The following is a 21,645-nucleotide window of genomic DNA, read 5'->3' as shown; positions in this document are numbered from 1 at the left end:
ATTAGCAATGCAGGGCTTGCATGGACTCGAAAAATGCCGATGCTCAAATTAGTAACGGCAACGGAACTGTGGCCCGCCGCGAGCATTGAGGACGGATATCCATTCGCCCGCATCGCGACCCCACAAAATCTGAGGAGACATAGGACGATGGCCGACACCCCGGAAACCCCGCCCATCAAGCGCGCGAAGAAGGCTACTCCGGCGAAGCCCGCCAAGGGAAAGCCCGTTGCGACCCGCGAAGCGACACCCACCGCGCCCGCTCCGGTCAAGACGGCGGCGACGCGGCCCGCACCGACCGCCAAGCCCGGTAACGGCGCTGCTTCGCATGGTTGGGCAGCACAGATCGCACCGTTGAAGGCGCAGGCGGAAAAAGCCGCCCGGACGGCAGCTGACAAGTTCAACACTGTTGACTGGAAGACGCATATCGACCCGTTGAAGGATCAGGCAACGAAGACCGCCATGTCCGCAGCGGTCGTCGCTAAAGACAAGACTGGCACCGCGATGCAGAGCCTTGCCAAGCTGATCACGGACACGGCCGGAACTGTCGATGCGAAGCTGGGTCCGCAATATGGCGACTATGCACGGCAGGCAGCCGAAGCCGTGGCGGGAGCTGCCGACACATTGGACAGCAAGGACGTCGATCAACTGATGACCGAAGCGCGCGATTTCGTTCGCAAAAGCCCAGCTGTGGCAATCGGCGCGGCAGCGGTGGTCGGCTTCGTCCTGATGCGGTTGGCCAAGGGTTCAGACGACAAGGCTTGAACCCGAACTACCATCAATCACGCAAAAGCCCCGAAGCTGGGGCGGAGGGGTTTTTGACCGACGAACCTAGTCTGATCGCAGAGCCCGCCGAAGCCGGGCATGAGCAGGAGGACGGCGTCCGCGCGACGTTCGCCAAGCTGTACACGGATGGTCGGGCCTATGCCGATGCGGAGATCGAGCGGCAGAAGCTGCGCGTCGGCATAGCTGGTGCCGGTGTTCGAGATGCTGCGATCTTCGCAACTATTGGCTTCCTGCTCAGCTTCGCGGGCCTGGTCGCATTTCTGGTGGGGCTCGTAATGGCGCTTAGCCCCCATCTGGGAGCAGCTTGGTCGGCCCTGGCGGTGTTTGGCGCAGCGTTGCTCATCGCTGCCATATTGCTGTTACTCGCAAAGGCCAGGATCTCGCGCATGCGGAGGGCCATCAAGGCATGAATGGAACCGAAAAATATCGGCAAGCCGCGATTGATGCCGAGCAGCGGAAGGCTCGGTTTCTCTCCAGTCTGTCGGCGGCGAAGGATCGCATAGCGCCGGGACGGCTGAAGCAGGACCTCAAGGAGAAGGCGGCAAGAGGGATCACCAATGGTCGCACTTATGTGTCGACCAAGGTTCAGGAGCAGCCAATTGCTGTTGGAGCGACGGGGGCGGCTTTGCTGATCTATCTTTTCCGCAATCCGATTTCGGCACTTTTCAAACGGACATACGTTCGGATTACTAACCGTAACCCGGAAAGAGCGGAGACTGACCATGGCTGATATTCACGCCCAGATCACTCGCGTGCGCGACGCAGCGAACGACATTGCCGGAACTGCCACAGGCAAATTCCGGGATTCTACAGAGAAGGCCCGGGAAAATGCCGCTGAGCTGATCCAGACCGGCCGCGAACGCGCCGGTGGCGCCTATAGCGATGTGCGCGATCGCACTCAGCGGGTTGCGGCTCGAGCCAATGAGATCGTTCAGGAGCATCCTGTCGCCGCCGTCGCAGGCGCAGTGGCTGCTGGAGCCGTCGTGGCCTGGCTGTTCCCCAAGAGCCGCAGGGCGATAAAGGCGCTTCCCGCTATTGCCATGACTGCGGGGAGCCGCGTCGTGGAAGCGGCCATGGCAGCGAGCGCGGCCGCCGCCCAAGGCGCGGAGAATATCAAGGCCGGTGCAACTGACGCCCTGCACAATGCGCACGATAGCGCCGCCAAGACCGCGGCTTCCGCTCGGGATGCTGCCGCTTCTGCAGATATCACGGGAACTGCTTCGCGCATGGCCGATGACCTTGTGTCACTCGTCGCCAGCAAAATCGACACGGTCAGCGAGGCGCTCAAGGCCCGATTGCCGAAACGCTGACCGCCGAAACGTTCGAAAGCTGTAGCTTTCGTGACGAAGCCTTGGACAGGAGTGGAGCCGTTGCTAAGGTGACCACTCCTTCCAAGGGAGACAGATTACATTATGAGCAAACTCCACCTCGTTATGGGCGGACGCGTCAAGGATCCTCAGACGCTGGAATTTGAAGATTTGAACTCAATTGATGTGGTGGGCGTCTTTCCTGACTATGCATCTGCTGAGAATGCGTGGCGAGGTGCTGCACAACGAACCGTTGATGACGCAGAAATGCGTTATGTGATCGTGCACCTGCATCGCCTGCTGGAACCGGATTTGCCACCAGCCTGAACCATCACACGATTGGCCGGGGTCCTTTGCGAAATCGCCAGAGCAGCAAGGGACGGGTCAGCACCAAGCCTACAAGGAATCCTCCGATGTGAGCGGCTATGGCGATTTGACCAAGATCGCCAAAGCCGCCACGCGACGACGCGACGCCGATCATAAGTTGGAGGATGATCCAGCCAGCGGCCAGCCAGATCACGCGCAGAAAATTGGCGGAAAATGGGCCGATCCGCCGTACCGCACGCTGGCCGTAGAGTAGAGCATAGGTCGCGAGAACGGCCGATATGGCGCCGCTCGCGCCAACCATGGGGCTAGGCGAAGCGGGTCCTGCCGCCCATTGCAATAAAGCCGCGCCATAGGCACCGGCGATATAGAGGATCAGGACCGCACGCATTTGCAGCACCTGCTCGACCTGCCGCCCGCAAAAGACCAGCATCAAAAGGTTGAAACCAATGTGCAGCCAACCCGCATGGATCAGCGTGCAACTGAGGGGCGTCAGCCACACAGGTACAGCAACCACGCCTGCAAAAAGCTGAGGATCGTCAATCCTGGCCGGAATAAAGCCGCCGAGGATGGCGGCGGTGTCCACCTGGCCAGTCAGAGACAATATTAGGAAGGCGGCGAAAGTGATCACCGCGATCCCATTTGTCATACGGCCCGATGGCAATTTCACCGGCTTAGATGAATTCGATCTTGTCGATCAGGTAGAATTTGTCGCCTGCCGGAACCGACACCTCAATTTCCTCCCCGACCTGACGGCTGATGAGGGCACGTCCCAGCGGGCTGTTGTAGCTGATCATGCCAAGCTTCGCGTCGGCTTCCGCCTGCCCCACGATCTGGTAGCGAACCGGCTTTTCATCCTCATCCAGCAAGGTAACGGTCGCACCGAACACGACCTTGTCACCCGACAGTGATTTGGGATCGATGATCTGGGCGCGCGACAGCTTGTCCTCGAGATCGGCGATGGTGGCTTCAACCTGCCCCTGCCGTTCCTTAGCCGCGTGATATTCCGCATTTTCGGACAAGTCACCGTGGGCACGAGCTTCCTCGATGGCGTCCACGATCAAAGGCCGTTCGGCCTTCAATTCGCGGAGCTGCGTATTGAGCTTGTCATAGCCCATTTGCAGCATCGGCATCTTTTCGACGGTCGCCATTATTGCAAATCCTTCGTCAAAACTTCCCTTTGGCGGCTCCAACTCGGAGCCACCCGCAGCGTGCTTCCTTGTGCAGGGGATCAGGCTTGCGACACGGGATAATAGGACTGGAGCGATCGCACTTCAAGGGCATGGCCTCGAAGAGCCTCGATCGCATCGGCCGCAGCAACTGATGCTGCCGCCGTGGTGAAGCTGGCCACCTTGGCACGCAGTGCGCTGGTCCGGATCGCCTTGCTGTCCTTTAGCGACTGCCAGCCTTCGGTGGTGTTGAAGATCAGGTCTATGTCGCCATCGGTGATCTTGTCCACGATGTGCGGACGGCCTTCGGCGACCTTGTTCACCGACTGGACCGCGATGCCCTGTTCTTCCAGATAGCGCGCAGTTCCGCCAGTGGCGACGATGGTGAAGCCCAATCCTGCCAGCTTCTGTACCGCAGGCAAGACCACCGGCTTATCGCTGTCCTTGACCGATACGAAGGCCGTGCCGCTCTTTGGCAGGACGGTGCCAGCGCCAAGCTGAGCCTTGGCGAAGGCGGTGGCGAAATTGCTGTCGATGCCCATGACTTCGCCGGTGCTTTTCATTTCGGGCGAGAGGACGGGATCGACGCCGGGGAAGCGGGCGAAGGGGAAGACGGCTTCCTTAACTGCAATATGAGTTATAGAATTGCGGTCGATTTTCGGGAGGTCGCGAAGCATCTCTCCGGCCATGACCCGGCTGGCGATCTTGGCGATCGGGGTGCCGATTGCCTTGGCGACGAAGGGGACGGTGCGGCTGGCGCGGGGGTTTACCTCGATTAGGTAAACAATGTTGTCCTTTACCGCGAACTGGATGTTCATGAGGCCGCGGACCGACAAGGCGCGGGCGAGAACGTCCGTTTGACGCTCGATTTCCGCGATAACGTCGCTGGAAAGGCTGTAGGGCGGTAGCGAGCAGGCGCTGTCGCCGGAGTGGACGCCCGCTTCTTCGATATGTTGGAGCACGCCGGCCACGACCACGTCTTCGCCGTCGCAGAGCGCGTCCACGTCCACCTCGGTCGCGTCGCGCAGATACTGGTCAATCAGCACCGGGGAGTCGCCTGACACCTGAACGGCGGTGGCGATATATTCCTCGAGCTGCGCCTGGCCGTCGACGATCTCCATGGCGCGGCCGCCAAGGACGTAGGACGGCCGCATCAGGACCGGGTAGCCGATGCGGTTGGCCACGGCGATGGCTTCCTCACGGCTGCGGGCGATGCCGTTGGCGGGCTGCTTAAGCTTCAGCTTGTCGATGAGGGCGGCGAAACGCTCGCGGTCTTCGGCTAGGTCGATCGCGTCGGGCGATGTGCCGAGGATGGGTACGCCCGCATCTTCCAGCGCCTGCGCCAGCTTGAGCGGGGTCTGGCCGCCGAACTGGACGATGACGCCTGCGAGGGTGCCGTTCGACATTTCGACGCTCAGGATTTCGAGGACGTCCTCGGCGGTCAGCGGCTCGAAATAGAGGCGGTCGGACGTGTCATAATCGGTCGAAACCGTTTCCGGGTTGCAGTTGATCATGATCGTCTCATAGCCCGCGTCCGACAGCGCGAAGCAGGCGTGGACGCAGCAATAGTCGAACTCAATCCCCTGCCCGATCCGGTTGGGTCCGCCGCCAAGGATGACAACCTTTTTGCGGTCGCTGGGCTGCGCCTCATTCTCCGCCTCCCCGAACAGCGGGGCTTCGTAGGTGGAGTACATGTAGGGCGTCTTGGCCTCGAACTCGGCGGCGCAGGTGTCAATGCGCTTGAAGACCGGACGCACGCCGAGCTTGTGGCGCAGGCTGCGGACTTCGGCTTCGGTGACGCCGCCGGTCATCGCCTTGACCGCTTCGTGGATCAGGCCCGAACCGCGTGCGATGCCGCGCTCCATGCCGCGCAGATTGGCGGACTTGAGGGCGAGATGAGCGAGGCGCTGGTCGGAAAAGCCCATGGACTTCAGGCGGCGCATGCCGTCCGCATCCTGCGGCAGGCCGTTCGCCAGCACTTCGGCTTCCGCGTCAATGATTTCCTTGATCCGCTCCAGGAACCAGGGATCGAACTTGGCGATGTTGTGGATCTCGGCGACGGTCAGCCCCTCGCGCAGGGCTTGCGCGGCGACGAGCAGGCGGTCGGGCGTCGGTGAGGCAAGCGCCGCAACGATGTCGTCCTTGGGCGCGCCAACCAGATGCTGGACCTCATCGAAGCCGCAGAGGCCGGTTTCCAGGCCGCGCAGCGCCTTCTGCATCGATTCATGGATGTTGCGGCCGATCGCCATCACTTCGCCCACCGACTTCATCGCGGTGCCGAGCAGCGGTTCGCTCCCCTTGAACTTTTCAAAGGCGAAACGGGGGATCTTGGTCACGACATAGTCGATGGTCGGTTCGAACGAGGCCGGGGTCGCGCCGGTGATGTCATTCTCGATCTCGTCCAGCGTGTAGCCGACCGCGAGCTTCGCCGCGACCTTGGCGATCGGGAAGCCGGTTGCCTTCGACGCCAGCGCTGACGAGCGGGAAACGCGCGGGTTCATCTCGATGACGATCAGGCGACCGTCCTTCGGATTAACTGCGAACTGTACGTTCGAACCGCCTGTTTCTACACCGATTTCACGCAGCACCGCGATGCTCGCGTTGCGCATGATCTGATATTCCTTGTCGGTCAGCGTCAGTGCTGGCGCGACGGTGATGGAGTCGCCGGTATGGACCCCCATCGGATCGACATTTTCGATCGAGCAGATGATGATGGCGTTGTCGTTGCGATCCCGCACGACTTCCATCTCATATTCTTTCCAACCAAGCAGCGATTCTTCGATCAGCACTTCGGTTGTCGGGGACGCGTCGAGACCGCCGCGCACGATATTCACGAACTCTTCGCGATTATAGGCAATGCCGCCGCCGGTGCCGCCCATGGTGAAGCTGGGGCGGATGATCGAGGGCAGGCCGGTAAACTCCAGCGCCTCCAGCGCCTCTTCCATGGTGTGGGCGATGCGCGAGCGGGCCGATTCCAGCCCGATCTTGTCCATGGCGTCGCGGAACTTGATCCGGTCCTCCGCCTTGTCGATGGCTTCGGCGTCCGCGCCGATCATCTGGACGCCGAACTTTTCCAGCGTGCCGTCGTTGAACAGCGCCAGCGCGGTGTTGAGCGCGGTCTGGCCGCCCATGGTCGGGAGGACCGCGTCGGGGCGTTCCTTTTCGATGATCTTCGCCACGATTTCGGGCGTGATCGGCTCGACATAAGTCGCGTCGGCAAATTCCGGGTCGGTCATGATGGTGGCCGGGTTGGAATTCACCAGGATGATGCGATAGCCCTCTTCCTTGAGCGCCTTCACCGCCTGCGTGCCCGAATAGTCGAACTCGCAAGCCTGGCCGATGATGATCGGGCCAGCGCCGATGATGAGGATGGAGGAGATGTCGGTTCTTTTAGGCATTATTTGATCATTCCTGCCACTTGCAAGGCTACGCCAAGGACGGTTGAGACTGCTGCTATCATGTAAAGAATTTCGCGTACCAACGACCAATTTGGTGTCGGAAGCTGAGAAAGTATGAGTGCGGCATCAACCAGCATAGAAGCTTGTGCGCGCTCCTGTTGAGACAAATCTGCTTCATTGATCGTCTGCCTCAAGGATAAAATTTCCTTCACCAAACGCTCAGACTCTGTGGACGACAGCAAAAAAGATCGCGCTTCAACAATATGATGAGTTTCCGGTGAAGAACCTGACAAGACTTGTGCTGTATCGTCAGATTGCTGATCTGAATTTACGGTCCGCCACTTATGCTCGCTGGCGAGCTTCTTCAGCGCGTTCCGAAGGCCAGCCGGGCCAAACTTCCTAACTTGTACAGAAACTTTAGCGTGAGCTTGGCTCCTGCTCAGAACGTGCTTTATGTATGCTGAAAATTCCCCGGCATCAAACTCGAACGTCTCGCCAAAGTAAGGATCATGCGAGAAATTAAAGATTTTATCGAAAACCTCGGACGCTGCCGATTTGCTACCAAACCGCATGTTCTCCCAACCAGCGATCGCGCCGAGATGAGACCGCATAAGATTATCGTACCAAAGTTCGCTAGAATAACCATAAAACGCGATAGCATCTTTAACAGAGTACCTAAGCACAGACGATACATCTGACGATGACTTCGCCGCGCTCATCTCTGCCAAGAAGGAAGGAGCAGAAATATATTCTAAGTAGATATACTCTAGAATATCCTCAGCTTTAGTCACTTTAATCCCTCAACGCAGCGCTGGAACAGGTAAAATCTGCCCTGCAGGCAGACGAGGCTTCGAAATAATGACGCAGCGCATTCCTAAAGGGACACCCGGTGGCCATGGGAGCATTCAGTAGTATCGCCATCAATGCACGCCCCCCGTCCGGGCCTCGCAACCCCAGCCGTCATATTCGACGCCGCACAGGATTTCGATCTGGAGGCATTTCTTCGTCAACGCGCGGATCGACTGTTCATCGACCGGCTGTTCGCATTCGAGGAAGAGGAACAGGTCGCCATCCTCATCCTCTTCGCGGTCCAGCTCGACGAAGCCGAACTGGCTGGCGATGGTGAGAACGCGCTCGAAATCCTTTTCGCTGCCCTTGAAGCTGACGTCCACCGGGCGCGCCAGACGCGCCACGTCGCCATTGGCGGCGAGGTTGGCGAGGACTTCCTTGTCCGCCTCCCACTCCTGCGCAAGGCGGGCTTCGTCAACCGGGGGCAGGTTGAGGCTCACTTAAGCCCCTCAACGAAGCGCTGGAACAGATAGAAGCTGTCCTGCGGGCCGGGCGAGGCTTCGGGATGATACTGGACCGAGAAGGCCTGTTTGTCCGTCAGTTCGATGCCGCAATTGCTGCCGTCGAACAGCGACACATGGGTCGGCTTCACATTGGCGGGCAGCGTACCGCTGTCCACCGCGAAGCCGTGGTTCATCGAGGTAATCTCTACCAGACCATCCGACAGGCGCTTGACCGGGTGATTGGCGCCGCGATGGCCCTGATGCATCTTGATCGTCTTGGCACCGGCGGCGAGCGCCAGCATCTGATGGCCGAGGCAGATGCCGAAGACGGGCTTGTTGGCTTCCAGCACCTTGCGGATCACGGGGACGGCATATTCGCCGGTCGCGGCTGGATCGCCGGGGCCGTTGGAGAGGAACACGCCGTCGGGGTTCTGCTCCATCACCTGATCGAAGGTGGCGGTGGCGGGGAGGACGGTGACGCGGGCGCCTGCCTTCACAAGGTTGCGGAAGATGTTGTTCTTTGCGCCATAGTCGATGGCGACGACATGGGGGCGTTCCTGCCCCGCTTCATCCTTGCCGTAGCCGTGGCCGAGCTTCCACACGCCGTCTTTCCAGAGGCGGCTTTCCTTGCCCGTGACTTCGATGGCGAGGTCCATGCCTTCGAGGCCCGGCCAATTGGCGGCCTTTTGCGCGAGGGCTGCGATGTCGAAATTGCCTTCCGGATCGTAGGCGATGACGACGTTGGGCGCGCCCTTCAGGCGGATCATGCGGGTCAGCGCGCGGGTGTCTACACCGGAGAGGCCAATGCGGCCATTTTCCTTCATCCACTGGTCGAAGGGTTCGACGTTGCGGAAGTTGCTGGGCTCCGTCACGTCCTGCCGCACAACGCAGCCGAGGGCGAAGGGGTTGTCCGCTTCGACGTCATCCAGGTTCGTGCCAACATTGCCGATGTGCGGGAAGGTGAAGGTGACGATCTGCCCGGCATAGCTGGGGTCGGTCATCACTTCCTGATAGCCGGTCATGGCGGTGTTGAAGCAGAGTTCGCCCACCGCATCGCCGACTGCACCGAAGCCGCGGCCGAACACCGCGCTGCCATCGGCGAAAACCACTACCCCTGTCGCTCCTTTGGGCACGGTGAGGGTCTTGGCATCAGCCATGGTCTTAGCGTCCTTCATGCTTTTTGCGGGAACCCGTCTGCAGCGGGTTAAACGGCCGGTCACCTATGCTTGTGAGGCCCCGCGGTCAACCACTGTAAAAAATCTCTTTTGGCGTTATATCTGGTCTTTTCCGGCAGAACAGGATTCGTATCGCCATGATTCGCGAGCAGGTTAAGAGCGCCCAGGTCGAAGCCATGAAGGCGGGGGACAAGGAACGCCTGGCCGCCGTGCGTTTGATCATGGCGAAGCTGAAGGATCGGGATATCGAATTGCGCACGGCTTCGAACGTGCCGGATGACGATACGGTCGTTGTCGAGGTGCTGCAGAAGATGGTGAAGCAGCGGCGCGAATCGATCGAGATGTTTCGCAATGGAGGGCGCGAGGAGCTGGCGACTAAGGAAGAGGCCGAGCTGGGCGTGATCGAGAGCTTTCTGCCGCAGCAGATGAGCGAGGATGAGACGCGCGCTGCGATCGAGGGGATCAAGGCGGAAGTTGGCGCGGCCAGCGTCAAGGATATGGGGAAGGTCATGGCTGTGCTGAAGGAACGGCATGGGTCGGTGATTGATATGAGCAAGGCCAGTGGGCTGGTTAAGGCGGCTTTGGGCTGACATGATATAGCCCCTCCCTTCGAAGGGAGGGGTTGGGGTGGGTGATGGCGCTACGCATCAATGCAAGGCTAGGCCGATATGCGCGCGACATGCGGCGAGAACCTACCGACTATGAGCGGCGGCTATGGGGCGCGCTGAGGGCGTCGCAGTTGGCCGGGTTCAAATTCCGGCGGCAGGCAGTCATCGAGCCATATATTTGCGATTTTCTTTGTCCCTCGATCGGTTTGATCGTTGAGGTAGATGATGATCTGCACGATGCACGGAAGGACCGGGATCGGGACTTCGATCTCGCTCATCAAGGATATGTCGTGCTGCGTTTTTCCAACTGGGAGGTTCGGGACAATCTTGAAGGCGTATTGAGCGTCATTCTTGATCGGGCGCGTGCGTTGCCGGAGAGGCAGAAGATCACCCACCCCAACCCCTCCCTTGGAAGGGAGGGGCTTTTAGACACATGAGCCTCTCGCCCGCCTTTCTTGACGAACTGCGCATGCGGACTTCGCTGTCCACGCTGATCGGGCGGACGGTGAAGGTGCAGAAGGCTGGGCGCGAGTATAAGGCGTGTTGCCCTTTTCATAATGAGAAGACGCCCAGCTTCACCATCAATGACGAAAAGGGCTTCTACCACTGCTTTGGCTGTGGGGCGCATGGGGACGCGATCCGGTGGATGACCGACCAGCGTGGGCTACCCTTCATGGAGGCGGTGAAGGAGTTGGCGGCGACGGCTGGCATGGATGTACCTGCGCCCGATCCACGAGCGGCGAAGCGGGCGGAGCAGGCTAAGGGTCTGCATGACGTCATGGCGGCGGCTCAGGCTTTGTTCGAGGCGCAGCTTGGCGGGATCGAGGGTGCGGAGGCGCGGGATTATCTTGTCCGGCGTGGGATCAGTGAGGCTACGCGGCGGGCTTTTGGTTTTGGCTATTCGGCGGATTCCAAGGGCAAGCTGAAAGGCGCGCTGGCGGAATTTGGTGATCCGATGCTGATCGAGGCGGGGTTGCTGATTGATCCCGAGGCGAGCGAAGGCGATGGCGGCAAGGGAAGGAAACGCGAGAGCTATGATCGCTTCCGGGGGCGGCTGATGCTGCCGATCCGGGATATTCGCGGGCGGGTGATCGCTTTTGGCGGGCGGATTCTTGGGGCTGGCGAGCCCAAATATCTGAATTCGCCCGACACGCCGCTCTTCGACAAGGGGCGGACGCTTTACAATATCGATCGCGCCTCCCCGGCCAGCCGCCAGAGCGGGCGGGTGATCGTGGTCGAAGGCTATATGGACGTGATCGCGCTGGCGCAGGCGGGCTTTGGCGAGGCGGTGGCGCCGCTGGGGACCGCGTTGACGGAGCATCAGATCGAGCGGCTGTGGAAGATGGTGGATGTGCCGGTGCTGTGCTTCGATGGCGACGCGGCGGGGCAGAAGGCGGCGATACGGGCGGCTGTGCGGGCGCTGCCGCTGCTGCGGCCGGGGATGAGTTTGGCCTTTGCGACGCTGCCTGCGGGGCAGGATCCGGACGATCTGATCCGGGCGGAGGGGCCGGGAGCGATGGAGCGGGTGCTGGATGCAGCCGAACCGCTGGTGGAGCGGTTGTGGGCTTATGAGCAGAAGGCAGCGCCATTGGATACGCCCGAGCAGCGGGCGGCGCTCAAGCAGCGGCTGCGCACGATCACGAACGCCATCGCCCATCCCGATGTGCGGGCGCATTATGTGCAGATTTTCCGTGAGCGTTATGATGCGCTGTTTTTTGCGCGGCAGACGCAGGCGAACGCGCCCCGGCATCAGCGTGGGACGGGCACCCGGCAAGGGTGGCAGCGCGATCGGCGCGGAAACTGGAAGCCCCCCCTGCCCCCCGTCGGGAACGAGGCGCGGGCGATCGGCGTCAGCGGCATGGAGCAGCGGCTGCTGCGCGCGGTTCTGGCGAGTTTGTTGCGGCATCCCGAGCAGATAATGATGCACCGGGAGATGCTTTCGGCGCTGCATATCGGCGATTCGGCACTGGCCGAACTGATGCAGGCGATGATTGCCGCATCGTTCCGACAAGAAACAGTTGAAACAGAGGGCCTCCTTACCATATTGGGCCAAGGTGAAGTGTATAATATGGCGAAGGGGATGCTCCGGGCCGACACGTTCACATTCACCCCCAGCAGGATGAAGACCGATCCCGGTCGCGTTCAGCGCGATCTGGAAGAGGCTATCCGGGTGATGGCGCAGGGACCGGAGTTGGAGACGGCGCTGGCGGAGGCGACGAGGCGGGCAAGGGAAGACCTTAACGAGGAAACCTTTGCCGAGCAGCAGCGGATCCAGCGGTTGAAAATGGATCATGACCAGCGCCTGGCGGAACTGGCGCAGTCCGAAGATATTGTTTGATAGATCGTCCCCCGGCGGGATGATGGAGCTAAGGCGAATAAATGGCGAGCAAGGCGACAGGCAAGGGTGCGGGCGAGGATGTGGATAGCGGCGATGCACCGCTGCTCGATCTGAATGAGGCTTCGGTCAAGAAGCTGATCGCGCGCGCCAAGAAGCGCGGCTACATCACCTATGACGAGTTGAACGACGCCCTGCCGCAGGACCAGATGTCCTCCGAGCAGATCGAGGACATCATGGCCGCGCTCAACGAAATGGGCGTGAACATCGTCGAGAATGAAGAGGCCAGCGAGGACGGCGACGAGCAGCGCGAGCGCGAAGATGCCGAGGACGCCGAAGATGATTCGGGCGATGAAGAAGGCGCGCCCAAGCTCGTCACCGAGAAGAAGAAGGAAACGGTCGACCGCACCGACGATCCGGTGCGCATGTATCTGCGCGAAATGGGCGCGGTGGAACTGCTCAGCCGCGAGGGCGAAATCGCCATCGCCAAGCGCATTGAGGCTGGCCGCGACACGATGATCCTGGGGCTGTGCGAAAGCCCCACGACCTTCAACGCGATCATCGAATGGTCGACCGCTCTCAACAATGGCGAGATGCAGCTGCGCGAGATCCTGGACCTCGACGCGATGCTTTCCAAGGACCCGGCGCCCGAGAATCTGGAGGAAGGCGCCGAGGACGATGACGGCGAGATCAGCGAGAAAACCGCTGGCCCCAGCTTCAAGGAAGAGGAGGAGCCCGAGGAAGAGGCAGCCGATTCCGACGAGGATGAGGACGGCCTGACCGAACGCCGTGCCCGGCGCGTGGAAGAGGAAGAAGAGGAAGACAACACCCTCTCCCTCGCCCAGATGGAAGAAACGCTCAAGCCAATGGCGCTTGAGAAATTCGCGACCATTACGGAGATTTTCCGCGCCTTCTCGCGTGCGCAGGAATCGCGCATGGCCGCGATGGCCAATGGCGAAACGCTGAGCCAGAAGGCCGAGGACGATTATCAGGAGCTGCGCGAGCGGCTGACTGCCGAAGTCGAGAGCGTCCAGTTCCACCAGCAGAAGATCGAATATCTGGTCGATCAGCTCTATGCCTATAACCGTCGCCTGACCGCGCTGGGCGGGCAGATGCTGCGTTTGGCGGAACGGCATAAGGTCAGCCGCAAGGACTTCCTCGACCGCTATGTGAACCATGAACTGGACGACGCCTGGCTGGACAAGGTTCAGGGCCTCGACAAGAAATGGGCGGCTTTTGCGGCAGCCGAAGCACGCGCCGTCGAGCGCATCCGTACCGAGGTCAGTGAAATCGCGCAGGCGACCGGCATGTCGCTGGGTGAGTTCCGCCGTATCGTCAACATGGTGCAGAAGGGCGAACGCGAAGCGCGGATCGCGAAGAAGGAAATGGTCGAGGCGAACCTCCGCCTCGTCATCTCCATCGCTAAAAAATATACGAACCGTGGCCTGCAATTCCTTGATCTTATTCAGGAAGGCAATATCGGCCTCATGAAGGCCGTCGATAAGTTCGAATATCGCCGCGGCTACAAGTTCAGCACCTATGCGACCTGGTGGATCAGGCAGGCGATCACCCGGTCGATCGCGGATCAGGCGCGGACCATCCGTATTCCGGTCCACATGATCGAGACGATCAACAAGCTGGTGCGCACGTCCCGCCAATTCCTGCATGAGCAGGGCCGCGAACCGACGCCGGAGGAAATGGCCGAGCGCCTTTCCATGCCGCTGGAGAAGGTACGCAAGGTGATGAAGATCGCCAAGGAGCCGATCTCCCTTGAAACGCCGATCGGCGACGAGGAAGATTCGCATCTGGGCGATTTCATCGAGGACAAAAATGCGGTCATCCCGGTGGACGCGGCAATTCAGGCGAACCTGAAAGAAACGGTCACCCGCGTTCTGGCTTCACTGACGCCGCGTGAGGAACGCGTGCTGCGCATGCGTTTCGGCATCGGCATGAACACCGATCACACGCTGGAGGAAGTGGGCCAGCAGTTCAGCGTGACCCGCGAACGTATCCGCCAGATTGAGGCGAAGGCGCTCCGCAAGCTCAAGCATCCGAGCCGCAGCCGGAAAATGCGGAGTTTCCTCGACCAATAGGGCCTTGGATACGGTGAATTGATCAGGAAGGGCGGCTTCAGGGCCGCCCTTTTTTTCGTCTCATAAACCGCTCTTTTACCTCAACTTCCTATGGTCGTGGCAACAGACACACTGGCGCGGCGGCCGCAGGGGTTATCATGAACGAAGCAGCTACACGCTTGGCGACAGGCGACATATCTCAGGTGATCGAGGCGCTGGTGGCGGCTGATGGAACGGCGGCTCATGCTCATGCGAGCAGCGCAAGGACCATCATGAGCCGTGATGCTGTCTTGACATTGCCGGACCTCGCCGATGCCGCGCATTATCTTTGCCTGCTGCACGGACGTCATCCCGGCGTCATCGATCACGCGGCGAACCGATCGGCAGACAGCGCGGCGCGGGGCTGGCTAGTCCAGGCGGGGCAGGCGTTTGCGCGTGAGCGGGCCTATCTGACGCAAGTTGCGGTGGCGCTAGGCCCGATACCCAGTACGGCGGGGCAGAGCGACTGTGAGACGATCGTCAGCCAGCAACGTCATGCGCTGGATATGCTGGCTCAGTCGGACAGGCGCGGATGTGCCATGGGGGCAGCCATGGCGCTGGTGCTGGACTGGCAGGCTGTACGCGACGTGCTCGACATGGCGGCGATTCGCGTGGGGCTTGAACCCTCTCCATCCGATCTTCCCGACCGGGCGCAGACCTTTGCCGTAGCGCGAGCGATTGGTAGTGACGGCGCGGCCGATCGGGCCATACAATTTGGCGCGCGGCAGCTGCTCAGCCAGCAGCGTGGCCTTTGGGACCTGCTGAAGGCGCGTGCCGAGGTTCGGCGGCAGAAACCGTAGGAATAACCGATTGCGGCGCTGGATCGCTTTCCCTACTCGGGTGGCAGTAGAGGAAAGCGAAGATTCATGCGGTTTGAAGGTACGGAAGATTATGTCGCAACCGACGACCTGAAGGTCGCGGTGAACGCTGCGGTGCTGCTGCGCCGCCCCCTTCTGGTGAAGGGTGAGCCCGGTACTGGCAAGACGGTGCTGGCGCAGGAAATCGCCAACGCGCTCGACGCGCCGCTGATCGAATGGAACGTCAAATCGACGACCAAGGCGCATCAGGGCCTGTACGAATATGATGCGGTGGCACGGCTGCGCGATGGCCAGCTAGGCGATCCACGTGTTCATGACATCAGCAACTATATCCGCAAGGGCAAGCTGTGGGAGGCTTTCACCTCCCCTACCCTGCCCGTGCTGCTGATCGACGAGATCGACAAGGCTGACATCGAGTTTCCCAACGACCTGTTGCAGGAACTCGATCGCATGGCGTTTCACGTCTACGAAACGGGCGAGACGGTCGCGGCGCAGGAACGGCCGGTGGTGGTCATCACATCCAACAATGAGAAGGAATTGCCTGACGCTTTCCTGCGGCGCTGCTTCTTCCACTATATCAAATTCCCCGACCGGGAGACGATGCAGGCCATTGTCGACGTTCATTTTCCCGGCATTCAGAAGATCCTGGTCAGCCGCGCGCTCGACCTCTTCTACGAGATACGCGATGTGCCGGGCCTGAAGAAGAAGCCGTCCACCAGCGAGTTGCTCGATTGGCTGAAGCTGCTACTCAATGAAGACATGCCGCTGGAGGTGTTGCAGGATCGCGATCCGACCAAGGCCATTCCGCCGCTTCATGGCGCCCTGCTGAAGAATGAGCAGGATATCATGATGTTCGAACGTCTGGCATTCATGGCGCGACGGCAGGGGCGGTAAAGGCTGGGATTGCCCTGCCCGGCGCAATGACGGAGGCGCGCATGGCGCATGAAGCGGGATGTCTGTGCGGAGCGGTGCGCATCAAGATCGATGCGGAACCTATGGCGGCGCGCATGTGCTGGTGCAGGCTGTGCCAATATCTCGGCGGGGGATCAGGCACGGTCAATGTCTGCTTTCCGACGGAGAAGGTGCAAAGCGAGGGCGAGGTTCGTTGGCATGAGAGAATCGCCGACAGCGGCAACAGGATGCGCCGTGGCTTTTGCCCCGAATGCGGAACACCCCTGTTCAGCATTGCCGAGTCGCGGCCGCACCTGACTTTCATCAGGGCTGGCGTGCTGGATGATCCGGGCCTGTTGGCACCGCAGGCGGTGATCTGGACGGAGGCAGCCCCGCATTGGGCGCATCTGGACCCGGAACTGCCGCATTATCCGGCGCAGATTCCGCCAGTCGCGTAAAAGGCCGCTTGCCTTAGCCTTGCGGTTTCGCTCAACCTTCCCCGATAAATTTCAGAGCCGCGACAAGACGGCGTGAAATGGGAAGGATGCCTATGCCGAAACTCTCTTTGTCGCTGTTGCCGATCCTCTTGGCTTTGCCGGTGCCCGCACTGGCGCAGGGTGCCGATGTGCGGGAAGCGTGGGTAGCGAGCGATGGGAGCCTTCGCGCCCGCGCTTCGGGGATCAGTCTGCCCCAGACGATCGCGGGGCTTTCCCTGTCCAAGAGTGGAGAGGTTACGAACGGCGGCAAGGGCATCGACAATTATGCCCAATATCTGTCGGAGGACGGGGCGGTGCAGGCGACTTTGTACGTCTATCTGCCCAGCTATGCTGACGCGTCGATCGCCGCTTACATGACCGACCGCGCGGTGACGGATCGTTTTGGACCGAAGACACGCCGCACTGCTTATGAAAGCGTTCCGTTGCAGGGCAAAGGTGGCCGCGCGATCCGTGCGGTTTATGATGATGCCGCCGACGGGGCGCTGACCACGGCGGCGGCTTTTGCCCAGGCTGGACGCTGGCTCGTGAAGCTGCGCGTCACAGGTCCCAGCGAACGGCGCAAGGAGGTATTGGCAGGGCTGGATGGCATGCTCGGCAGCTTGCATTTCGATGATGCGGCTGCGGTACGGCCAGTCTTTCCGGTGCGGTTCGCGGACTGCCCGGCGGGTGATGACAGGGACGCGCAACTTACCGCTTCCCTTCCTGCCGCAGGGGCTGATGTCCGCGCCGTTCGCGGGGTGGCCAGGTCTTTCTGCATCCGGGGACAGGTGCAGACTAGCGAAGGCAGCTATGATGTTCTGGCGCAGCAGGGTGCGTCTGGCGGATCGGTCATCGTGCCGATCGACGATGCGGGCACGGTGCTTGCCTTCGATCCAGCAGCTGACGGCAAGGGCTATCAGCTATCGATACATTCGGTCGGCGAGACGAAGCTCTATGGCGTTTATGACCGCGTGCCGAGCTTCGGGCAGATCGCAAAGATTCTCGATGGCAAGGACCCTCAGACGGCGCAGGCGCGGACGACTGCTGCCTATGCCGCCAATGGGGAGGTCATAGTGCGCCAGGGCGCGGCGAACTGACGGGATCAGATGAGGTAGCCGACCTCATACAGGCCCCAGCGGCGGCCTTCGAAGATTAGCGGAACGAACACGCTGCGAAGCGCGCGATAGCGGCCTTCGCCAAGGTCCTGACGATAGGTGAAAAGGAAAAAGTCTCCCTCACCATCGAGCGCGCGGCGGGTCTGGCTATCCATGAAAATCTGCCGGTTACGGGCATATTCCATGTTCCATTCCGGCATGCCCGGCCGCTGAGACTGGCTTCGCGACGTGATGTGCGTCGGCAGATAGCCGTTCATGTCGATCAGGCAGCAGCCGACGATGGCATTATCCTGCCCGGTCTGGCGATCCAGAATCGGGCGGAGGACGCGGTCGGCAAAGACCATGAAGCCATTTTCATATTGCGGCGGGTGGGAGCCTTGGATCGGGCGATAATTGCTGTCGAATAGCGCCGATGGCGTCAGTTCACCCGCAGCCAGAGCGTCATTGATCAGGCGCGACACTTCTGCCGCGCCATCTTCGGCATAGGCAATGTAGCGGCTGTTGCGGGTCTGATGCCCGCCATGGGCGGCGGTGTTGAGCATGTCGTTCGCCATGCCCTCAAGCTGCTCGAGCTGGGCCTTGGCCATTTCGACGCGCTGGGTGCTTTCGGCAGCGGATTCGCTGAAGTTCGTGAGGCCAGCACGTAGCGCGCCTACGTCGGCGTCGGCTTCATCGGTGCAGGTGACGATGGCGTGGGAACGCTCGCCAAATTGGGTCACGAGCGAGGCGATTTCCGCCATGGTGACGCTCAACGTGTCGATATGGGCGCTGACGTCGCGGCCGCGTCCGATATTGGCTTCCACGCCGCTGATCAGATGGCGCGCGTCGCGGTCGAGCTGGCCGAGCTTGTCACCGACCGATGCGGCGGACTCGCCCGCTTGCCCGGCGAGGCGGCGGATTTCGTCGGCCACGACGGCAAAGCCCTGCGTGGCCTCTCCACCGCGTGCCGCTTCGATCGCGGCGTTGACGCCCAGTAGCCGCGTTTGACGCGCGATCGCGCCGAGTTGATCGGATATACCGCCGACTGCTTCGATGACCCCGAGAAACTGACGAAGCCTTCCCTCCAGCCCCGTGACATGCTCGACCAGCCCCGCAACCTGGGCGAGAGACTGGGTGATCGCTTCATGCCCTTCGGCAATGATGCGGGCAGCACGCCGGGACGTGAGGCTGAGTTCCTGAGCCGCCACCACGCTTTCATTCTGGCTGACCGCCAGAGCCTCCATATTGGTTTGCAACTGTGAGAGGCGGAGCGAGTCGGATTGAATGCGCCGAGTAAGTTCCCCGAGGAAGCCCGCCGTCTCGCTGCATTGCAGCGCAACGTCGCCGGAACGCTCACCCAGATCGGTCAATAAATGCTCATTTTTCAAGGAGTGCCACCCCAAACCGCCCGCCTGTGAATAGTGCCTTATTAACGATGCGATGCAACACTTAACATTTGATCAACCATGCGCAGCCCCTTGCATCCATGGCAGGGCTGTCAGACAAGGCGGTCATCATGATGCTGAACTTTCTCGACGCGCTCAGGGCTGCGGGCATTCCCGCTGGCATCAAGGAGCATCTGCTTTTGCTGGAGGCGCTGGACCGTGACGTGATCGGTCAACGGCCTGAAGAATTCTATTATCTCGCGCGGGCGACCTATGTGAAGGATGAAGGGCTGATCGACCGGTTCGATCAGGTCTTCGCCAAGGTCTTCAAGGGCGTGCTGGTTGCGAGCGGCGTCGAGGCCGAAATTCCCGAGGAGTGGCTGCGCCTCGTCGCCGAGAAATATCTGAGCGCCGAGGAGATGGAGAAGATCAAGTCTCTGGGCAGCTGGGACGAGATTATGGAGACGCTGAAGAAGCGTCTGGAGGAGCAGAAGGGACGCCATCAAGGCGGCAACAAGTGGATCGGCACGGGCGGAACTTCGCCCTTCGGCAATGGCGGTTATAATCCCGAAGGCGTGCGGATCGGCGGCGAGAGCAGGCACAAGCGCGCGATCAAGGTCTGGGAAAAGCGCGAGTTCCAGAACCTCGACAGCAGCAAGGAACTGGGCACGCGCAACATCAAGGTTGCGTTGCGGCGGCTGCGACGCTTTGCGCGCGAGGGGGCAGCGGATGAGCTGGACCTGGAAGGCACTATCCGAGGCACGGCACGGCAAGGTTGGCTCGACATACGGATGCGGCCCGAGCGGCACAATGCGGTCAAGCTATTGCTGTTTCTGGACGTTGGCGGATCGATGGACCCGTTCATCCGACTTTGCGAGGAGCTGTTTTCCGCCGCGACGACCGAGTTCAAGAACATGGAGTTCTTCTATTTCCACAACTGCCTTTATGAAGGCGTGTGGAAGGACAATCGGCGCCGCTTTTCAGAGCGTATTCCAACATGGGATATCCTGCATAAATATGGGCATGACTATAAGGTCATCTTCGTTGGCGATGCAGCGATGAGCCCTTATGAGATCAGCTATCCGGGCGGATCGGTCGAGCATATGAACGAGGAACCCGGCGCGGTGTGGATGAGCCGGTTGCTGCATACCTATCCGGCTGCCGTGTGGTTGAACCCCACGCCGCGCGACCATTGGGACTATAGCCAATCGACGCGAATGATCCGGGAGATCATGAGCCAGCGCATGTATCCGCTGACCCTTGAGGGCATCGATGACGGGATGCGGGAACTGACCCGAAAGCGCTAAGCGGCGTCAGGCAGGATCGAATAGGACGCCGCCCGTCATTGGGGCGGGAACGCCGGTGGTGCCGGGAAAGCTGATCGGCAAGGATTTGAGGTGGCGGACCGCCATATAGGCAAAGCCCTGCGCCTCAAGAGCGTCGCCATCCCAGCCGAGATCATCGACCGGGCGTACCTCTGCGCTGGTGAAAGCGGCCAGCATCCCCATCAGGGTCGCGTTGTGGCGGCCACCTCCGCCGACATAGATGGAGGACGGCCGGGACGGGAGATGGTCAAGCGCGCGGGCAACCGCCCTGGCGGTGAACGCGGTCAACGTCGCTGCGCCATCCTCAAGCGACAGGCCATGCATTGCGTCGAGGGTGAAGGCTTCACGGTCGATGCTCTTGGGAGGCAGCGTGTCGAACCAGGGGTCTGCCATCAAACTGTCGAGCCGCGCTTCATCGATTTGGCCGCGAGCAGCAGTGGCGCCATTTTCGTCGAACGGCCGATCGCTATGCGTCTGCATCCAATTGTCGATCAGACCGCTCGCCATGCCGGTGTCGAAGGCGAGGAGTTCGCCGTCATTTCCGATGGCGGTGATGTTGGCCACGCCGCCCAGGTTCAATATGGCGGTCGGCTTACGCAAATCGTTCGCCAAGGCCCGGTGATAGATAGGCATTAGCGGCGCCCCCTGTCCCCCTGCGGCAACATCCGCGCTGCGCAGGTCGCCGACCACGGGAATTCCGAACGCCCCCGCCAATGCGACACCATCGCCGATCTGCCATGTCCAGCGCCATTCCGGCCGATGCGCAACCGTGTGACCGTGGAAACCGATAACGGCGATATCCTGCGCTATATGCCCGCTGCGCGCGAGGAGATCGGTGACGGCTTCGACATGAAGCTCGGTAAGTTCGGCTTCCACGGACTGAATGAGAGGCTCAAAGTCCGGCTTGTCCATCGCCATGGCGCGCTGGCACGCTTCGGCCAGGCGAATGCGAAAGCCCTCCCGATAGGGCATGGCATGGAAGGTGACGGGATTGCTGACGCCCTCTCCGTCGGTTTCGATGAGCGCGGCGTCGATGCCGTCACGCGAGGTGCCCGACATGAGGCCGATCGCCAGCATGGGTTGGCTGTGTGTCACCGCTTCGATCCTTTTGCTCTCCTCCATTCTGTGTAGCGGAATGGATCGAGACACAAGTT

Annotated in this window: 22 protein-coding genes; 14 read left to right on the top strand and 8 right to left on the bottom strand. The window is 60.9% G+C overall.

Going from position 1 to position 21,645, the window contains the following annotated elements; translation table 11 throughout:
* Window positions 1-147 precede the first annotated feature (147 nt).
* From ACZ51H_RS04035 to ACZ51H_RS04015, 5 genes are all read left to right on the top strand, one after another.
* Window positions 148-762 (top strand): hypothetical protein, encoded by a 615-nt coding sequence (locus tag ACZ51H_RS04035; protein ID WP_464772260.1) that lies wholly within the window; start codon window positions 148-150, stop codon window positions 760-762.
* Between the two features lie 53 nt (window positions 763-815).
* Window positions 816-1,193 carry a hypothetical protein gene (locus ACZ51H_RS04030; protein WP_464802510.1) on the top strand — a complete coding sequence of 126 codons (378 nt, stop codon included), beginning with the start codon at window positions 816-818 and terminating at the stop codon, window positions 1,191-1,193.
* On the top strand, window positions 1,190-1,513 hold the full coding sequence (locus tag ACZ51H_RS04025) for a hypothetical protein (protein ID WP_464802509.1): 324 nt from the start codon (window positions 1,190-1,192) through the stop codon (window positions 1,511-1,513). Before ACZ51H_RS04030 ends, ACZ51H_RS04025 begins: the two co-directional genes overlap by 4 nt.
* Window positions 1,506-2,093, top strand: a complete 588-nt coding sequence (locus ACZ51H_RS04020) for a hypothetical protein (protein ID WP_464802508.1) — start codon at window positions 1,506-1,508, stop codon at window positions 2,091-2,093. Before ACZ51H_RS04025 ends, ACZ51H_RS04020 begins: the two co-directional genes overlap by 8 nt.
* Window positions 2,094-2,195: 102 nt before the next feature.
* A complete protein-coding gene (locus tag ACZ51H_RS04015; protein ID WP_449472159.1) occupies window positions 2,196-2,417 on the top strand; it encodes a DUF4170 domain-containing protein in 222 nt (73 codons plus the stop codon).
* A 4-nt stretch (window positions 2,418-2,421) separates the two neighbouring features.
* Here the strand turns inward: ACZ51H_RS04015 and ACZ51H_RS04010 are convergent, their stop codons facing one another.
* The 6 genes from ACZ51H_RS04010 to carA all read right to left on the bottom strand — a co-directional run bounded on the left by ACZ51H_RS04010 (window position 2,422) and on the right by carA (window position 9,430).
* On the bottom strand, window positions 2,422-3,063 hold the full coding sequence (locus ACZ51H_RS04010; RefSeq protein WP_464772256.1) for a rhomboid family intramembrane serine protease: 642 nt from the start codon (window positions 3,061-3,063) through the stop codon (window positions 2,422-2,424).
* A 25-nt stretch (window positions 3,064-3,088) separates the two neighbouring features.
* On the bottom strand, window positions 3,089-3,565 hold the full coding sequence (gene greA, locus ACZ51H_RS04005; protein WP_449472156.1) for a transcription elongation factor GreA: 477 nt from the start codon (window positions 3,563-3,565) through the stop codon (window positions 3,089-3,091).
* Between the two features lie 80 nt (window positions 3,566-3,645).
* Window positions 3,646-6,981 (bottom strand): carbamoyl-phosphate synthase large subunit, encoded by a 3,336-nt coding sequence (gene carB, locus ACZ51H_RS04000; protein ID WP_464802507.1) that lies wholly within the window; start codon window positions 6,979-6,981, stop codon window positions 3,646-3,648.
* Window positions 6,981-7,772, bottom strand: coding sequence for a hypothetical protein (locus ACZ51H_RS03995; RefSeq protein WP_464802506.1), 792 nt, complete (start codon window positions 7,770-7,772; stop codon window positions 6,981-6,983). The genes carB and ACZ51H_RS03995 overlap by 1 nt, the downstream gene beginning before the upstream one ends.
* Before the next feature lie 129 nt (window positions 7,773-7,901).
* Window positions 7,902-8,270, bottom strand: coding sequence for a ribonuclease E inhibitor RraB (locus ACZ51H_RS03990; RefSeq protein ID WP_449472150.1), 369 nt, complete (start codon window positions 8,268-8,270; stop codon window positions 7,902-7,904).
* Window positions 8,267-9,430 (bottom strand): glutamine-hydrolyzing carbamoyl-phosphate synthase small subunit, encoded by a 1,164-nt coding sequence (gene carA, locus ACZ51H_RS03985; RefSeq protein ID WP_464802505.1) that lies wholly within the window; start codon window positions 9,428-9,430, stop codon window positions 8,267-8,269. Before carA ends, ACZ51H_RS03990 begins: the two co-directional genes overlap by 4 nt.
* Window positions 9,431-9,585: 155 nt before the next feature.
* Here carA and ACZ51H_RS03980 point away from each other — a divergent pair, with 155 nt between their 5' ends.
* From ACZ51H_RS03980 to ACZ51H_RS03945, 8 genes are all read left to right on the top strand, one after another.
* Window positions 9,586-10,038 carry a GatB/YqeY domain-containing protein gene (locus ACZ51H_RS03980; protein WP_464772252.1) on the top strand — a complete coding sequence of 151 codons (453 nt, stop codon included), beginning with the start codon at window positions 9,586-9,588 and terminating at the stop codon, window positions 10,036-10,038.
* A gap of 89 nt (window positions 10,039-10,127) precedes the next feature.
* Window positions 10,128-10,493, top strand: coding sequence for an endonuclease domain-containing protein (locus ACZ51H_RS03975; protein ID WP_464802504.1), 366 nt, complete (start codon window positions 10,128-10,130; stop codon window positions 10,491-10,493).
* Complete coding sequence (gene dnaG, locus ACZ51H_RS03970; RefSeq protein WP_464802503.1) at window positions 10,490-12,394, top strand: DNA primase; 1,905 nt, start codon at window positions 10,490-10,492, stop codon at window positions 12,392-12,394. Before ACZ51H_RS03975 ends, dnaG begins: the two co-directional genes overlap by 4 nt.
* Before the next feature lie 41 nt (window positions 12,395-12,435).
* Window positions 12,436-14,484 (top strand): RNA polymerase sigma factor RpoD, encoded by a 2,049-nt coding sequence (gene rpoD, locus ACZ51H_RS03965; RefSeq protein ID WP_449472144.1) that lies wholly within the window; start codon window positions 12,436-12,438, stop codon window positions 14,482-14,484.
* A gap of 137 nt (window positions 14,485-14,621) precedes the next feature.
* Window positions 14,622-15,302: a DUF6975 family protein gene (locus ACZ51H_RS03960; RefSeq protein ID WP_464802502.1), complete on the top strand. Its 681-nt coding sequence runs from the start codon at window positions 14,622-14,624 to the stop codon at window positions 15,300-15,302.
* A gap of 66 nt (window positions 15,303-15,368) precedes the next feature.
* Window positions 15,369-16,214, top strand: coding sequence for an AAA family ATPase (locus ACZ51H_RS03955; RefSeq protein ID WP_464772249.1), 846 nt, complete (start codon window positions 15,369-15,371; stop codon window positions 16,212-16,214).
* 41 nt (window positions 16,215-16,255) lie between these two features.
* Window positions 16,256-16,669: a GFA family protein gene (locus ACZ51H_RS03950; protein WP_464802501.1), complete on the top strand. Its 414-nt coding sequence runs from the start codon at window positions 16,256-16,258 to the stop codon at window positions 16,667-16,669.
* A 92-nt stretch (window positions 16,670-16,761) separates the two neighbouring features.
* Window positions 16,762-17,784: a hypothetical protein gene (locus ACZ51H_RS03945; RefSeq protein ID WP_464802500.1), complete on the top strand. Its 1,023-nt coding sequence runs from the start codon at window positions 16,762-16,764 to the stop codon at window positions 17,782-17,784.
* A gap of 5 nt (window positions 17,785-17,789) precedes the next feature.
* Here ACZ51H_RS03945 and ACZ51H_RS03940 read toward each other — a convergent pair whose 3' ends face one another.
* The gene (locus ACZ51H_RS03940; protein ID WP_464802499.1) at window positions 17,790-19,169 is read right to left on the bottom strand and encodes a methyl-accepting chemotaxis protein; all 1,380 of its coding nucleotides are present in this window, start codon (window positions 19,167-19,169) and stop codon (window positions 17,790-17,792) included.
* Window positions 19,170-19,297: 128 nt separating this feature from the next.
* Between ACZ51H_RS03940 and ACZ51H_RS03935 the strand changes: the two genes are divergently transcribed.
* Window positions 19,298-20,473 (top strand): vWA domain-containing protein, encoded by a 1,176-nt coding sequence (locus tag ACZ51H_RS03935; RefSeq protein WP_464795053.1) that lies wholly within the window; start codon window positions 19,298-19,300, stop codon window positions 20,471-20,473.
* A gap of 6 nt (window positions 20,474-20,479) precedes the next feature.
* Here the strand turns inward: ACZ51H_RS03935 and ACZ51H_RS03930 are convergent, their stop codons facing one another.
* Entirely contained in the window at window positions 20,480-21,568 is a 1,089-nt protein-coding gene (locus tag ACZ51H_RS03930) for an anhydro-N-acetylmuramic acid kinase (protein WP_464772588.1), read from the bottom strand.
* Window positions 21,569-21,645 lie beyond the last annotated feature (77 nt).

It is taken from the genome of Sphingobium sp. TomMM15 (genome assembly GCF_055397045.1).
This window is presented reverse-complemented; position numbering and strand designations above follow the sequence as displayed.

Coding starts and splice junctions, on each gene's coding strand:
- ACZ51H_RS04035 (WP_464772260.1), top strand. CDS start 148: ATGGCCGACACCCCGGAAACCCCGCCCATCAAGCGCGCGAAGAAGGCT.
- ACZ51H_RS04025 (WP_464802509.1), top strand. CDS start 1,190: ATGAATGGAACCGAAAAATATCGGCAAGCCGCGATTGATGCCGAGCAG.
- ACZ51H_RS04020 (WP_464802508.1), top strand. CDS start 1,506: ATGGCTGATATTCACGCCCAGATCACTCGCGTGCGCGACGCAGCGAAC.
- ACZ51H_RS04015 (WP_449472159.1), top strand. CDS start 2,196: ATGAGCAAACTCCACCTCGTTATGGGCGGACGCGTCAAGGATCCTCAG.
- ACZ51H_RS04010 (WP_464772256.1), bottom strand. CDS start 3,063: ATGACAAATGGGATCGCGGTGATCACTTTCGCCGCCTTCCTAATATTG.
- greA (WP_449472156.1), bottom strand. CDS start 3,565: ATGGCGACCGTCGAAAAGATGCCGATGCTGCAAATGGGCTATGACAAG.
- carB (WP_464802507.1), bottom strand. CDS start 6,981: ATGCCTAAAAGAACCGACATCTCCTCCATCCTCATCATCGGCGCTGGC.
- carA (WP_464802505.1), bottom strand. CDS start 9,430: ATGGCTGATGCCAAGACCCTCACCGTGCCCAAAGGAGCGACAGGGGTA.
- ACZ51H_RS03980 (WP_464772252.1), top strand. CDS start 9,586: ATGATTCGCGAGCAGGTTAAGAGCGCCCAGGTCGAAGCCATGAAGGCG.
- ACZ51H_RS03975 (WP_464802504.1), top strand. CDS start 10,128: ATGCGGCGAGAACCTACCGACTATGAGCGGCGGCTATGGGGCGCGCTG.
- dnaG (WP_464802503.1), top strand. CDS start 10,490: ATGAGCCTCTCGCCCGCCTTTCTTGACGAACTGCGCATGCGGACTTCG.
- rpoD (WP_449472144.1), top strand. CDS start 12,436: ATGGCGAGCAAGGCGACAGGCAAGGGTGCGGGCGAGGATGTGGATAGC.
- ACZ51H_RS03960 (WP_464802502.1), top strand. CDS start 14,622: ATGAACGAAGCAGCTACACGCTTGGCGACAGGCGACATATCTCAGGTG.
- ACZ51H_RS03955 (WP_464772249.1), top strand. CDS start 15,369: ATGCGGTTTGAAGGTACGGAAGATTATGTCGCAACCGACGACCTGAAG.
- ACZ51H_RS03950 (WP_464802501.1), top strand. CDS start 16,256: ATGGCGCATGAAGCGGGATGTCTGTGCGGAGCGGTGCGCATCAAGATC.
- ACZ51H_RS03945 (WP_464802500.1), top strand. CDS start 16,762: ATGCCGAAACTCTCTTTGTCGCTGTTGCCGATCCTCTTGGCTTTGCCG.
- ACZ51H_RS03935 (WP_464795053.1), top strand. CDS start 19,298: ATGATGCTGAACTTTCTCGACGCGCTCAGGGCTGCGGGCATTCCCGCT.
- ACZ51H_RS03930 (WP_464772588.1), bottom strand. CDS start 21,568: ATGCTGGCGATCGGCCTCATGTCGGGCACCTCGCGTGACGGCATCGAC.